14 protein-coding genes, 2 tRNA genes and 1 other RNA gene are annotated in these 12,501 nt (G+C 70.3%); 7 read left to right on the top strand and 10 right to left on the bottom strand.

The window, feature by feature from the left end; genetic code table 11:
* A partial coding sequence (locus AB0F81_RS00005) for a DNA polymerase III subunit gamma and tau (RefSeq protein ID WP_360188430.1) occupies positions 1–1,365 on the bottom strand: 1,365 nt, incomplete at its 3' end.
* A gap of 95 nt (positions 1,366–1,460) precedes the next feature.
* Positions 1,461–1,557, bottom strand: an RNA gene (gene ffs / locus AB0F81_RS00010) — signal recognition particle sRNA small type.
* Positions 1,558–1,641: 84 nt separating this feature from the next.
* Here ffs and AB0F81_RS00015 point away from each other — a divergent pair.
* Positions 1,642–1,729, top strand: a tRNA-Ser gene (locus AB0F81_RS00015).
* A 299-nt stretch (positions 1,730–2,028) separates the two neighbouring features.
* On the opposite strand, the gene AB0F81_RS00020 is transcribed toward AB0F81_RS00015, so the two are convergent.
* The 3 genes from AB0F81_RS00020 to AB0F81_RS00030 all read right to left on the bottom strand — a co-directional run bounded on the left by AB0F81_RS00020 (position 2,029) and on the right by AB0F81_RS00030 (position 3,229).
* A complete protein-coding gene (locus AB0F81_RS00020) occupies positions 2,029–2,370 on the bottom strand; it encodes an STAS domain-containing protein (protein WP_360188433.1) in 342 nt (113 codons plus the stop codon).
* A 207-nt stretch (positions 2,371–2,577) separates the two neighbouring features.
* Complete coding sequence (locus AB0F81_RS00025; protein WP_360188436.1) at positions 2,578–2,787, bottom strand: hypothetical protein; 210 nt, start codon at positions 2,785–2,787, stop codon at positions 2,578–2,580.
* 352 nt (positions 2,788–3,139) lie between these two features.
* Positions 3,140–3,229 (bottom strand) — tRNA-Ser (locus AB0F81_RS00030).
* Positions 3,230–3,344: 115 nt separating this feature from the next.
* Here AB0F81_RS00030 and deoD point away from each other — a divergent pair.
* Positions 3,345–4,052, top strand: coding sequence for a purine-nucleoside phosphorylase (gene deoD, locus AB0F81_RS00035; protein WP_360188439.1), 708 nt, complete (start codon positions 3,345–3,347; stop codon positions 4,050–4,052).
* 156 nt (positions 4,053–4,208) lie between these two features.
* Here deoD and AB0F81_RS00040 read toward each other — a convergent pair whose 3' ends face one another.
* The 4 genes from AB0F81_RS00040 to AB0F81_RS00055 all read right to left on the bottom strand — a co-directional run bounded on the left by AB0F81_RS00040 (position 4,209) and on the right by AB0F81_RS00055 (position 5,959).
* The gene (locus tag AB0F81_RS00040; protein WP_360188442.1) at positions 4,209–4,655 is read right to left on the bottom strand and encodes a nucleoside deaminase; all 447 of its coding nucleotides are present in this window, start codon (positions 4,653–4,655) and stop codon (positions 4,209–4,211) included.
* Positions 4,652–5,158, bottom strand: coding sequence for a tRNA adenosine deaminase-associated protein (locus AB0F81_RS00045; RefSeq protein ID WP_360188445.1), 507 nt, complete (start codon positions 5,156–5,158; stop codon positions 4,652–4,654). Before AB0F81_RS00045 ends, AB0F81_RS00040 begins: the two co-directional genes overlap by 4 nt.
* A gap of 107 nt (positions 5,159–5,265) precedes the next feature.
* Positions 5,266–5,469 carry a hypothetical protein gene (locus AB0F81_RS00050; protein ID WP_360188448.1) on the bottom strand — a complete coding sequence of 68 codons (204 nt, stop codon included), beginning with the start codon at positions 5,467–5,469 and terminating at the stop codon, positions 5,266–5,268.
* An 88-nt stretch (positions 5,470–5,557) separates the two neighbouring features.
* Positions 5,558–5,959 carry a hypothetical protein gene (locus AB0F81_RS00055; RefSeq protein ID WP_360188451.1) on the bottom strand — a complete coding sequence of 134 codons (402 nt, stop codon included), beginning with the start codon at positions 5,957–5,959 and terminating at the stop codon, positions 5,558–5,560.
* 109 nt (positions 5,960–6,068) lie between these two features.
* Between AB0F81_RS00055 and AB0F81_RS00060 the strand changes: the two genes are divergently transcribed.
* The 3 genes from AB0F81_RS00060 to AB0F81_RS00070 are packed head-to-tail and all read left to right on the top strand — an operon-like array spanning position 6,069 to position 8,362.
* Positions 6,069–6,809, top strand: a complete 741-nt coding sequence (locus tag AB0F81_RS00060) for a M23 family metallopeptidase (protein WP_360188454.1) — start codon at positions 6,069–6,071, stop codon at positions 6,807–6,809.
* A complete protein-coding gene (locus AB0F81_RS00065; RefSeq protein ID WP_360188457.1) occupies positions 6,806–7,750 on the top strand; it encodes a prephenate dehydrogenase/arogenate dehydrogenase family protein in 945 nt (314 codons plus the stop codon). Before AB0F81_RS00060 ends, AB0F81_RS00065 begins: the two co-directional genes overlap by 4 nt.
* Before the next feature lie 39 nt (positions 7,751–7,789).
* Positions 7,790–8,362, top strand: a complete 573-nt coding sequence (locus tag AB0F81_RS00070) for a DinB family protein (RefSeq protein WP_360188460.1) — start codon at positions 7,790–7,792, stop codon at positions 8,360–8,362.
* Here AB0F81_RS00070 and mtnA read toward each other — a convergent pair.
* Complete coding sequence (gene mtnA, locus AB0F81_RS00075) at positions 8,359–9,321, bottom strand: S-methyl-5-thioribose-1-phosphate isomerase (RefSeq protein WP_360188463.1); 963 nt, start codon at positions 9,319–9,321, stop codon at positions 8,359–8,361. The two genes, AB0F81_RS00070 and mtnA, sit on opposite strands and share 4 nt — an antisense overlap.
* Before the next feature lie 31 nt (positions 9,322–9,352).
* Between mtnA and AB0F81_RS00080 the strand changes: the two genes are divergently transcribed.
* Together AB0F81_RS00080 and AB0F81_RS00085 are read left to right on the top strand one after the other, a co-directional pair.
* Positions 9,353–10,420, top strand: coding sequence for a PHP domain-containing protein (locus tag AB0F81_RS00080; RefSeq protein ID WP_360188466.1), 1,068 nt, complete (start codon positions 9,353–9,355; stop codon positions 10,418–10,420).
* Between the two features lie 10 nt (positions 10,421–10,430).
* The gene (locus AB0F81_RS00085) at positions 10,431–12,101 is read left to right on the top strand and encodes a DUF885 domain-containing protein (protein WP_360188469.1); all 1,671 of its coding nucleotides are present in this window, start codon (positions 10,431–10,433) and stop codon (positions 12,099–12,101) included.
* Positions 12,102–12,501: the final 400 nt, after the last annotated feature.

Consider the following 12,501-nt stretch of genomic DNA (forward strand, 5'->3'; position numbering starts at 1 on the left):
CGCGGACCCCCGCCGAGCGGCGGCAGCCGCGGCGCGCGCGGCGGCCAGCCCTGCTCCGCCAGCAGCCCCAGCAGCAGCTCCGGCAGCACTACTGCCGGCGGGAACGTCACCGCTGACCGGAAGATCGGCGGCAGCGGTCACCGACGCCGGGGCGGGGTGGGGACCGTCAGCTTCCGGAGGGGCGTGCTCACTCCGTACCGAAGAGAGGGGAACGCCGCGCTCCAAGCGCTCCAGGCGCTGGAGCAGCGCGCCGGTGGAGTCCTCGGCCCCGGGCAGCAGCATGCGGGCCGTGATCAGCTCCAGCAGGAGCCGAGGCGCGGTGGTGCCGCGCATCTCGACCAGACCGTTGTGCACGATGTCGGCGCAGCGGGAGAGGGTCGCCGGGCCGAGCCGGGCGGCCTGGCCGGCCATCGCCTCCAGCTGGTCGGCGGGGCCGTCGATCAGGCCTTTCGCCACCGCGTCGGGCACCTGCTGGAGCACGATCAGGTCGCGCAGCCGCTCCAGCAGGTCGGAGGCGAAGCGGCGGGGGTCGTGGCCGGCCTCGGCGACACGGTCGATCGCCGCATACGCCGCGGCGCCGTCACCGGCGGCCAGGGCGTCGCACATCTCGTCGATCAGCGCCACGTCGGTGACGCCGAGCAGGGCGACCGCCCGCGAATAGCTGACCCCGTCGGGCCCGGCGCCGGCGATCAGCTGGTCGAGGACCGAGAGCGTGTCCCGCGCGCTGCCGCCGCCGGCGCGCACGACCAGCGGGAAGACCGCCGGGTCGACGTGGACGCCTTCCGCGTCGGTGAGCTGCTGAAGGTACGGCCGGAGCACCGCCGGCGGGATGAGCCGGAACGGGTAGTGATGGGTCCGCGAGCGGATCGTCCCGAGCACCTTGTCGGGCTCGGTGGTGGCGAAGATGAACTTGACGAACTCGGGCGGCTCCTCGACGAGCTTGAGCAGCGCGTTGAAGCCGGCCGACGAGACCATGTGCGCCTCGTCGATCACATAGATCTTGTAACGGCTGTTGGCCGGCGCGAAGAACGCCTTCTCCCGCAGCTCACGGGCATCGTCGACGCCACCGTGGCTGGCCGCGTCGATCTCGATGACGTCGATCGAGCCGACGCCGTCGTTGGCCAGCGACTTGCAGGAGCCACAGACGCCGCACGGGTCGGGTGTGGGGCCCTGCTCACAGTTGAGCGAGCGGGCCAGGATGCGGGCACTGGAGGTCTTGCCACAGCCCCGTGGGCCGGAGAACAGGTAGGCATGGTTGAGCCGCCCGCTGCGCAAGGCCTGCGACAGCGGCTCGGTGACATGCTCCTGACCGATGACCTCGGCGAAGGTGCGAGGCCGGTACTTCCGATAGAGGGCGAGCGCCACTCCTGCCACCTCCTGACGACCGCGCCATTCTCCGTCGAGGGTCTGACAAGAACAAAACGCCGTGCCCCGGAAGTGATGCGCATCCGCGCCACCAACGAAAGGACCCCTCGTGCACCCGTCAGAGCCCGCTTATCCTTGCTGCCTTCCGGCCCTGGGGAGGTTCACGAGATACACGCCGCACGAGGGGCTGCCCTGAAGCCTACCCAACCCGCCGCGGTCCGTGTGCGCCCCCTCCCCGCGTCACCTGCCAGGGCCCGGCTATGTATCCTGGCGCACGGAGGATTCGCCTAGAGGCCTAGGGCGCACGCTTGGAAAGCGTGTTGGGTTAACACCCTCACGAGTTCGAATCTCGTATCCTCCGCCAGCCCGAGCAGGGCAGACGTTGAAGGCCGGACCCGGCGGGTCCGGCCTTTCGACTACGCCGAACAATTCAGTACGTCTCCGCCTGCTTCTCGCAGCCGACCACGACGTCCCGGCCGCCTGGGCGGGGACGGCTGCGGCCCCGAGCGTGGAACGACCTCCGGGATATTGAAGTTCGCACATCCTAGGCTGCCCCCGCTGTCGGGCGGTCAGTGGAGCCGGTCTATCGTCGGGCTTGAAAACAGTGCGGGCGAGGGCCGGCTCCCGATCGGAGCCGGCCCTCGCCTCTTCACCAGAAGCTGATCACAGCTGCGCGGCCGCTATCGCGTCATCCACCTCAGGGAAGATCGCGAAGTACCTCCCCAGCCCCACCGTCTCCATCAGCTGGGTGAGGAACGGGTTGGCGCCGGCGAAGCTCAGCCACCCGCCGCGTGCCGCGATCACCTGTTTGCTGGTGATGAACGCGCTCAACCCCACCGAGTCGCAGAACTTCAGCTCGGTCAGGTCGACGACGATCCGCGGCACCGGCCGTTCGAGCAGGTCGGCGAGTCGGGAGTGCAGCTCGCTCGCGGTGTCCGCGTCGAGCTCACCACAGAGATGGAGCACCGCGACGTCGCTGCGATGATCGGTAACTGTGGCTTCCATGGTGATCGCCTCCTACCCGGCCGATGGGCATTCCAGGCTAGATCACTAATTTTCGCGCACATCGGACACTACGTGCGTCGCAAAGCGGATGGCACAGACACGAACGAGCCGGATCCTCGCGGATCCGGCTCGTCGTGAAGGCTGGCCGAGAAAGTCGAGCAGTTAGCGGCGCAGCCTGGAGGGGGGGGGGGGGCTCCTGGCGCGCTTTTACAGCTCGCGCCACCGCCAGCGTGGACCACGCCACGCGTCGGCCAGGATCATCGCGGATGCCCGACCGGGACACTGCTGCACCTTCGACTTGCCCTCGGGGCCGCCCATCTGGGCTTCGACCTCCCAGATCTCGCCGTCGGTGCGGACGTAGACGTCACGGCGCTGAAGTCGGACGTCCCCATTCCACCAGTGATGCTGAACTCTCACGTGTCAAATCTAGGACAGGCATCGACAGATCTGGGTGGGGCGATTCTGTGAAAGTTTCTCGCCGCCCGGTCGGAACCGCATTGTCTGATCCGGTGTATTTCGGCTGCGTGACTTGCGCAACACCCTATGTCTTTGGGCGGTCCATGATTCACTACAGAACGTAGCCACATGCTCTGACCTGCGACGAAACGCCGCCGTTACACAATGCGCGCTGATCATGGCGAACAACCGAACGGAGGAGCCTCCGATCCGACGCGCGGCCCCCTCAACGGAGGGCACACAGCGTGACTGGTGTGACGGAGGAAAGCAAGAGAGAAAACAAGAGAGCCCGGTCCGTGGGACCGGGCTCTGCTGGCGGTGGCGGCGGGATTTGAACCCGCGGAGGGCGTAAACCCTCACACGCTTTCGAGGCGTGCTCCTTAGGCCACTCGGACACACCACCGGGAAGTACGTTACCGGACGCTCGGACGCTCCTGCCGCCGGGTCACCCATAACCCCGCGCGACGCTGCTGACCTGGCAAGATCTTCGACATGGACGAGCGAGACGGAGAGCTGGCATGAGCGTGCACATCGGTGGCAAGCCGGGCGACATCGCCGAGCGGGTGCTGCTGCCCGGTGACCCGATGCGGGCGAAGTGGATCGCCGAGACGTTCCTGGAGGACGCGGTCTGCTACACCCAGGTCCGCGGGATGCTGGGCTTCACCGGCACCTGGAAGGGCGAGCGGGTCTCGGTGCAGGGCTCCGGCATGGGCATGCCGTCGGCCTCGATCTACACCCACGAACTGATCAACGAGTACGGCGTGAAGTCGGTCATCCGGATCGGCTCCTGCGGCGCCCTCGCGATGGACCTGAACCTGGGCGACGTGATCGCCGCGATCGGTTCGGCCACCGACTCCAACATGAACCGGACCCGCTTCGACGGGCTGGTCGACTACGCGCCGGTCGCCGACTTCGGGTTGCTGCGCACCGCGGTCGAGACCGCCGAGGCGCAGGGCGTCCCGATGCGGGTCGGCCCGATCCTGGCCGCGGACGCCTTCTACACCGACCGCCCGGACCTCTACGACTCGCTCGCCGACTACGGCGTGCTGGCGGTCGAGATGGAGTCCGCCGCGATCTACACGATCGCCGCCCGCTACGGCGCCAAGGCGCTGACCATCCTCACCGTCAGCGACCACATCAAGCGCGGCGAGGCGATGGATTCAGCGCAACGTGAGCAGGGCTTCAGCAACATGGTGCGGATCGGCCTGGACACGGCGATCGCTTAGACCCTTCACGGTACGGGCTACGAAAGGCCCCGTGGCTACCAGCGACCTGAGTGCCACTCCAGGCCGTAGCGCCCGCGCCGGGCTTAAGCATCACCCCAGCCGGTGTGGTGATTTCGGCCCGCATACGCGGCCCGAGATCACCACACCGAGGACCCGCTAGCGGAAGAAGTCCCGCATCAGCGCGGCACACTCGGCTTCCAGCACCCCGCTGTACACCTCGGGCCGGTGGTTGAGCCGCCGGTCCCGCACCACGTCCCAGAGCGAGCCCACCGCGCCGGTCTTCGGCTCCCACGCCCCGAAGACCACGGTCGAGACGCGGGCGAGCACCAGCGCTCCGGCGCACATGGTGCACGGTTCCAGCGTCACCACCAGGGTGCAGCCGTCGAGGCGCCAGGTGCCGAGTTCGGCGGCGGCCCGGCGCAGCACCAGCACCTCGGCGTGGGCGGTCGGGTCGCCGCTGAGTTCCCGCTCGTTGCCGGCGGCCGCCAGCTCGGCGCCGTCCGGGCCGATCAGGACCGCACCGACCGGTACGTCCTCGGGCGAGGCGGACGCGACACCGAGCGCCCGCCGCATCCATGCCTCGTGCCGGTCGCGACGGTTCACGCCTCGCGCAGCTCCTCCATCTCGTCGCCGCACCCGATCCGCTGGCAGATCTCGGCGGTGACGTCGGAGGGCAGCATCCCCTCCATGCCGCAGAGCGTGAGCAGCCGCTGCGCGTTCACGCCCAGGTCGTTGAGGAGTTCGGCGTCGCCGACCGGGTCCGCGTCGGGCTCGCCGGCCGGGGTCTCCTCGTCGTCCGTGGCGGCCAGGTCGTCGATCCCGAGGGCCGGGGTCTCCACCTCGCCGAGCAGCACCGATCCGATCCGCGACTCCTCCGCGAAGGCCGAGTCGGAGCCGAAGACCCGCAGGTCCTCGCCCTCGTCGAGGCGCAGGATCGCCAAATACTCGTCGTCGCTCTCGACGAACAACAGCGCCAGGTCGGTGTCCGGCTCGGCATCACGAAGGGCGTCTGCCACCTCGTCGATGTCGGCCAGTCCCGAAAGGTCAAGCTCCGACGCCGTCCATCCGTTCTTGCCCCGGGCGACAGCGGCAGCGAAAATCGACACGATTCCCCCAACGCGACTCTTATCTCTCAGCGCCTGACGGTAGCGGGTACAGCGGCGGGCGCACTGCGCCACGCTCAACGAGGTTGCGGCCGGGTCGCGGAGAAGCCTCAGTTGCCCGGACGGCGCCGGGTGGCGATCAGCTCACGCAGCCGTATGCCGCGCAGCCGCTGCGTCGGATCGGACTCTCGCGCCGATTTGGCATGGGCGAGAGCCGCCAGCAACTCCAGACGACGACGGCAGCGATCCGGGTCGAGCCGTTGTGGCGAGGGGGCCATGGTGCCGAGAGTGCCCAGCCGTACGACGTTCGTCAAGGGTCGATGGCCACTTCGGCAGACCCACTCCCGAGGGCGACGGAAACGGCACGCCAGGTGTCCGCTCAGGCTGGTCGAAGTCGGACAACTACCACAGCGGCCAGTCCTGCGTGCCGATCCAGCGGGCGGCCACGAATCCCATCGCGAGGGACAGGCCGGCGCCGCTCGCCACGGCCACGCCGACCGCCATGCCGCGGTCACCGAGGACGGCCAGCAGCAGGGACACCAGCCAGGCGCTGACGGCCGCGCCGATCGTCCACCACGCGTACGACGCGAGGTCGCGGCCGAGGCTGCCGAAGAGGGCGAACCACACCGTGGTCGCGGCGAGCCCGCTGACCACCGCCAGCGCGCTCACCGGGTGCGGTTCCCGATAGACCGGCCGCGGCGGCAGGCCGGGGTAGGACGACGGCAGCTGCTGGTCGCGCTGCGGCGGAAGGTAACCGGGCGGCGGCGGGGCGGCCGCGGGCCACGGAGCCGGCCGATCAGCCATCTCGGTCCCCTTTCCGCGCCGCCGGACAGCACCCGGAATCCACCGGCAAGGGTTTCAGCGTAGCCACTGTGAGTCGGCGATGTTCACCCACTTCTGTCAGGATGACCCGGTGCGTTTCCTCCGTACTCTCTCGGGTTTGACTCTGGCGGCGGCCGTGCTGGCCGGCTGCGGGTCAGCGGGCGCGCCGAGCTCGCCGGCGGCGACGCCGCGGTTCGTCGAGCCCGCGACGAGCGCGGCGGCCCAGCCGGAGGTCACCGAGTCGGCGGCGGCAGCGCCGGCCCCGGCCGCCAAGGCCGGGACGCCCTCCCCGGAGGCGAAGCGGAGCAGCGCCGAGCCGGCCGAGGTGAAGTACGCGTTCCCGGTCGACGCCTCGAACGTGGACTTCCACGGCACTCATGGGAAATACCCGGCGACCGACCTGTTCGCCGACTGCGGTGAGCGGTTCGTCGCCACCACCAGCGGCGTCGTGCTGGAGGTCAGCCGCACCGATGCGTATGTGAAAGGCCGGCCGGACGGGCCGCTCAACGGCGGGCTGTCCGTGTCGCTCCGCGGCGACGACGGGGTGCGCTACTACGGCTCGCACCTGAGCGAGGTGGCGGACGGCATCGACGCCGGGGTTCGGGTCAGGGCCGGGCAGCTGCTCGGCGAGGTGGGCAAGACCGGCAACGCGAACAACGTCTGTCACCTGCACTACGGCATCTCCCCGCCGTGCGCCGAGACCGGCGACTGGAAGGTGCGGCGCGGCGTGATCTGGCCGGCGAAATATCTGCGGTCCTGGCGTGACGGTGGGCAGAAGAGCCCGGTCGCCGAGGTGGCCGCGTGGGAGAAAGAGAACGACTGCCAAGCATGAGGACAGCGGTCATCGGTCTGGGACTCATCGGCGGTTCTCTGCTGCGGGCACTCGCGGCCGGCGGGCACGAGGTCACCGGCTTCGACGCTGATCCGGCCACCCGGGAACTCGCCCGGGAGAGCGGGTTCTCCATCGCCGGCTCGGTGACCGATGCGGTGCGACACTCCGAGGTGACCGCTCTGGCCGTACCACTGACGGTGTTGCCGCGAGTGGCTGCCGAGCTGGCCGGGCACGACGGCCTGGTGACCGATGTGACCTCGGTGAAAGGTCCCGTGCGGGACCTGATGGGTGCGCGCCGGTTCGTCGGCGGCCACCCGATGGCCGGCAAGGAGACCTCGGGGTTCGCGGTGTCCGAGGCGGATCTGTTCGCCGGCTGCGCGTGGGTGCTCTGCCTGGAGCCGCACGAGACGGACCTGGCCGACTGGCTGTCGCTGGCCCGTCTCGTCACCTCGATGGGCGCGCGGGTGGTGCCGGTGACCGCCGCCGAGCACGACGTCGCGGTCGCGCAGATCAGCCACGTGCCGCATCTGTTCGCGGCCGTGCTGGCCGAGCAGATCGCCGGAAATCCGCTGGCCGGGGCGTTGGCGGCGGGCTCGTTCCGGGACGGCACCCGGGTGGCCGCGACGCGGGCCGAGCTGACCGCGGCGATGTGCGGCGGCAACGTGACCGCGGTGCGCGGCGAGCTGCGGCAGCTCATCGGCGATCTGGAACGGATGGCGACGGCTCTGGAGCAGGCCGATCCGGTGGCGGCGCTGATCCCGCACCTGGAGCCCGGTGCGCGGGCCCGGCGGGCCTGGCCGGCCGTGCCCGGTGCGCCGGAGCGGCTGCCCGCGTCGGTCGGGGCGCTGCTGGACCTGGGACGGTCCGGCGGCTGGGTGACCTCGGTGGGCGACGGCGAAGTTGTCGCTTTGCGGCCAGAAAGTGACCGCAAGCTGCTCTAACGTGGACGCTGACGGAGCAAGCCAACCGAAGGAGTCCCGATGCCCGGTCAGGTCGGTCCGATCGCCAACGAGCAGGAGGGCCTGCTCGCCTACCTCGCCCAGAGCCGGTACGTGCTCAGGCTGACCGCGTTCGGGCTGACCGAGGAGCAGCTCCGGGCCACGCCCAGCGCCAGTTCGCTCAGCGTCGGTGGGCTGATCAAGCACGTCGCCACCACCGAGGAGAGCTGGATGACCATCGTGCGGGGCGAGCCGCAGACGGTGGACTACCAGGCTTACGAGACCAACTTCCGGCTGGCCGACGACGAGAGCATCGACGACGTGTTCGCCCGCTACGACCGGATCGCCGCGTCGACCGAGAAGACCGTGCTGGACCTCGCCGACCTGGAGCACCCGGTGCCGATCGACCACTCGGTGCCGTGGAACCCGGCCGACCGGGACTTCTGGTCGCTGCGCTGGGTGCTGCTGCACCTGATCCAGGAGACGACCCGGCACGCCGGCCACGCCGACATCGTTCGCGAGTCGATCGACGGCGCCACGGCGTACCCGTTGATGGCCGCCGCCGAGGGCTGGCCGGAGACCGACTGGCTCAAGCCCTGGAAGCCGCAGGCCTAGGGCTGTTCGCCCTGATCGACCCGGATCACCCGGCGGTCCGTGACGATCGCGGTGACCAGGTCGTGCGGGGTGATGTCGAAGGCCGGGTTCACCGCGTCGCTGAACGCGGTGACCTCGGCCGCGCCGCGGTCCTCGATCTCCACCTGTGCCCCGCTCGGGGTGTCGAGATCCACGGTGGACTCCGGGGCGACCACCACGAACGGGATGCCGGCGCGGTGCGCGCCGAGGGCGTGCGAGTAGGTGCCCACCTTGTTGATCACGTCGCCGTTGGCGCAGATCCGGTCGGCGCCCAGGATCACCGCGTCCACCTCGCCGCGGGCCATCAGGAACGGCCCGGCCGAGTCGACCGCGACCCGGTGCTCGATCCCCCAGCGGGTCAGCTCCCAGGAGGTGAGCCGGGCGCCCTGCAGCAGCGGCCGGGTCTCGCTGGCGATCACCCCGGCCAGCCGGTCGCGGCGGTGCAACTCGCCGACCACGCCCAGCGCGGTGCCGACGGTCACCGCGGCCAGGCCGCCGGTGTTGCAGTGGGTGAGCAGCCGGGGCCGGGCGCCGCACAGCGCGGTGATCAGGTCGGCGCCGCGGAACGCCATCGCTCTCGAGGCGGCGATCTCCTCGTCGCGGATCGCGTACGCCTCGGCGAGCACCGCCTCCGGCCCGAGCGGGATCCGGGCCGCGGCCCGTCGCGCGCCGCGGGCCAGGTTCACCGCGGTCGGCCGGGCGTTCTCGATCTTGCGGATCGCCACCGCGAGGGCGCTCGGGTCGTCGGCGTGGACCCGGGCCGCCAGGGCCACCCCGAAGGCGCCGGCCACACCGAGCGCCGGGGCGCCGCGCACCGCCAGCGACTGAATCGCCGCGATCAGCTCGCCCACCGTGTGCAGCCGCAGAATCCGCAGCTCACCGGGGAGCGCCGTCTGATCGATGATCTCGACCGCGTCGTCCACCCAATCGATCGTCCGCATTCCGTGCAGCCTAGGCGCATAGTCTGTGGACATGTCATCCCGTGATCCGGTCGCCGACCTGAGGCGCATCGCGTTCCTGCTGGAGCGGGCGAACGAGGCGACCTACCGGGTGAAGGCCTTCCGGTCGGCGGCGGCGACCGTCGCGAAGACCCCGCAGGACGAGCTGCTCGCCCGCGCCGAGGCCGGCACGCTGGCGAAACTTCCCGGCATCGGCGAGGTCACCGCGCGCTGCGTGGCCGAGTCGCTGGCCGGTGAGGAGCCGGTCTACCTGCGCCGGATGGCCGCCACCGAGGGCACCGACCAGCCGGCCGCGGCCGCCGCCCTGCGCGCCGCGCTGCGTGGTGACTGTCACGTGCACTCCGACTGGTCGGACGGCGGCTCCCCGATCGAGGAGATGGCGCTGGCCGCGGCCGACCTCGGCCATGAGTACTTCGCGCTGACCGACCACTCGCCCCGCCTGACCGTGGCGCGCGGGCTCACCCCGGCCCGGCTGCGCCGCCAGCTCGACCACGTGGCCCGGCTGAACGAGGCGCTGCCGGACGGCTTCCGCATCCTCACCGGCATCGAGGTGGACATCCTGGAGGACGGCTCGCTCGACCAGGAGGACGAGCTGCTGGCCCGGCTCGACGTGGTGGTCGGCTCGGTGCACAGCAAGCTGCGCGACGAGTCGGCGCGGATGACCCGGCGGATGGTGACCGCGCTGGCCAACCCGCACCTGGACATCCTCGGCCACATGACCGGGCGCAAGGTCTCCGCGGCCGGCGAGGGCGACGCCGCGCACTCCCGGGCGCGCACCCGCCCGCCCAGCACGTTCGACCTGGACAAGGTGCTGGCGGCCGCTCTGGAGCACAACAAGGCCATCGAGATCAACTCGCGGCCGGACCGGCTCGACCCGCCGAAGCGGATGCTCACCGTCGCGGTGGAGGCCGGCTGCCTGTTCAGCATCGACACCGACGCGCACGCGCCGGGCCAGCTGGACTGGCTCGACTTCGGATGCGGGCGGGCCGCGCTCTGCGGTGTCCCCGCCGATCGGGTGGTCAACACCTGGCCGGCCGACCGCCTGCTCGAGTGGACCCGATCGCACACCGCTGTCCCGTAGGGTCGGCGAGGTGGGACGAATTGACGAACTCGCCAACCGCTACGTCGACGAGTGGGCCGAGCTCAACCCGACCGGCGCGACCGCGGTCGGCATCTCCGGCTACGACGACAAGACCGACGATCTCTCCCCGGAGGGCTTCACCGCGCAGGCGGAGCTGCTCCGTCGCACCATCAACGACCTCGACGTCACCGAGCCGGAGCACGAGTCCGAGCAGGTCGCCAAGGACGCCATGCTGGAGCGGCTGGGTCTGGAGCTGGCCCGGTTCGACGCCGGCTACGCCGCCACCGACGTCAGTGTGATCTCCAGCGGCCTGCACGGGCTGCGGATGGCGTTCGACGTGATGCACACCGAGGGTGACGAGGCGGTCGCCAACATCGCGGCCCGGCTGAAGGCGTTCCCGGCCGCCCTGGAGCAGTACCGCCGGACCCTGCTCGAGGGCGCCGACGCCGGCCTGATCAGCGCCCGCGCACAGCTGCTGGCGGTGGCCGAGCAGTGCGACGCCTGGACCGACCCGGAGCGCGACGACTTCTTCGTCTCCCTCGCCGGCCGGCTCGACGCACCCGGCGCGCTCGCCGAGGAACTGCGCCGGGGCGCGGCCGCCGCGACCGCCGCCACCAGCGCCTTCGGCACCTTCCTCCGGGAGGAGCTGGCCCCGCGCGGCCGGGACAAGGAGGCCGCCGGCGAGGAGCGGTACGCACTGGCGTCGCAGTACTTCCTCGGCGCGAAGGTGGACCTGACGGAGACGTACCTCTGGGGTTTCGAGGAGCTGGACCGGCTGGAGCGCGAGATGCGCGCGGTCTCCGGTGTGATCGCGGGCCGTGGCGCCACCATCGACGAGGCGGTCGCCGCCCTCGACGCCGACCCGGCCCGCAACATCGGCAGCAAGGAGGAGTTCCGCGACTGGATGCAGGCGCTCTCCGACCGGGCGATCTCCGAGCTGAACGGCACCCACTTCGACATCGAGCCGCCGGCGCAGAAGCTGGAGTGCTGCCTCACCCCGACCAGTGACGGCGGCATCTACTACACCGGCCCGAGCGAGGACTTCTCCCGCCCCGGCCGGATGTGGTGGGCGGTGCCCGAGGGCCAGGAGACCTTCTCCACCTGGCGTGAGGTCACCACCGTCTACCACGAGGGCGTGCCCGGCCATCACCTGCAGGTCAGCCAGACCCTGCTGCGCGCCGACGCGCTCAACCGCTGGCAGCGGCTGCTCTGCTGGTGCTCCGGGCACGGTGAGGGCTGGGCCCTCTACGCGGAACGCCTGATGGATGACCTCGGCTACCTGACCGATCCGGGCGACCGGCTCGGCATGCTGGACGGTCAGGCGCTGCGGGCGGCGCGGGTGATCGTCGACATCGGCATGCATCTGGAGCTGGAGATCCCCCGGGACAACCCGTTCGGCTTCCACCCGGGCGAGCGGTGGACACCGGAGCTGGGCTGGGAGTTCCTGCGGGCGCATACCCGGATGGCAGAGGAGGTGCTGCGGTTCGAGTGGAAGCGGTACCTGGGATGGCCGGGGCAGGCTCCGTCGTACAAGGTCGGCGAGCGGATCTGGTTGCAGGCCCGAGACGAGGCAAAGCTCCGTAAAGGCAGTGATTTCGACCTCAAGTCCTTTCACCGCGACGCCCTGAACCTGGGTTCGCTGGGGCTCGATCCGCTCCGAAAAGCACTGTCCAGGATTTAAGTCATTCGGCCTCTCCGTACCGAAAACGGGACGGAGAGGCCGTCTTTTTTGTATTCAGGCCACTACTCAAGGTAGTGGCGCTTCGCTGCGCAACGGCACAATCACATTCCGTCATTGAGAGCCCGGCCAGATGTAACAAATCCGAAGTAGAACTCATATTCACGTCCCGCCTACGGTCCGGCTACGATCTGCGCGGCGCTCGTCACTTAGTTCCGACACCCGCGTGGACTGGGCCTTCACCGCAGCAGCCCGCGTCCGCGCACTCGTACAGCCGAGTCGGCAGTGCCGCGTATCCCCCGATCAGCCGAGCCAAGTCTGCCCCTTGGAAAGGGGTTTTCTGAGGATTTCTCGGCTAGATTGACCCGGATCGGTGCGCCCGCATGGCTACTCTCCGTAGCCC

This window comes from Actinoplanes sp. NPDC024001, from assembly GCF_040638955.1.
In the GTDB taxonomy this organism is placed as follows: Bacteria; Actinomycetota; Actinomycetes; order Mycobacteriales; family Micromonosporaceae; genus Actinoplanes.

Bases quoted from the DNA above. Each gene is read 5' to 3' on its own strand.
- AB0F81_RS00065 (WP_360188457.1), top strand. From the start codon at position 6,806: ATGAGGACAGCGGTCATCGGTCTGGGACTCATCGGCGGTTCTCTGCTG.
- mtnA (WP_360188463.1), bottom strand. From the start codon at position 9,321: ATGCGGACGATCGATTGGGTGGACGACGCGGTCGAGATCATCGATCAG.
- AB0F81_RS00080 (WP_360188466.1), top strand. From the start codon at position 9,353: ATGTCATCCCGTGATCCGGTCGCCGACCTGAGGCGCATCGCGTTCCTG.
- deoD (WP_360188439.1), top strand. From the start codon at position 3,345: ATGAGCGTGCACATCGGTGGCAAGCCGGGCGACATCGCCGAGCGGGTG.
- AB0F81_RS00070 (WP_360188460.1), top strand. From the start codon at position 7,790: ATGCCCGGTCAGGTCGGTCCGATCGCCAACGAGCAGGAGGGCCTGCTC.
- AB0F81_RS00055 (WP_360188451.1), bottom strand. From the start codon at position 5,959: ATGGCTGATCGGCCGGCTCCGTGGCCCGCGGCCGCCCCGCCGCCGCCC.
- AB0F81_RS00020 (WP_360188433.1), bottom strand. From the start codon at position 2,370: ATGGAAGCCACAGTTACCGATCATCGCAGCGACGTCGCGGTGCTCCAT.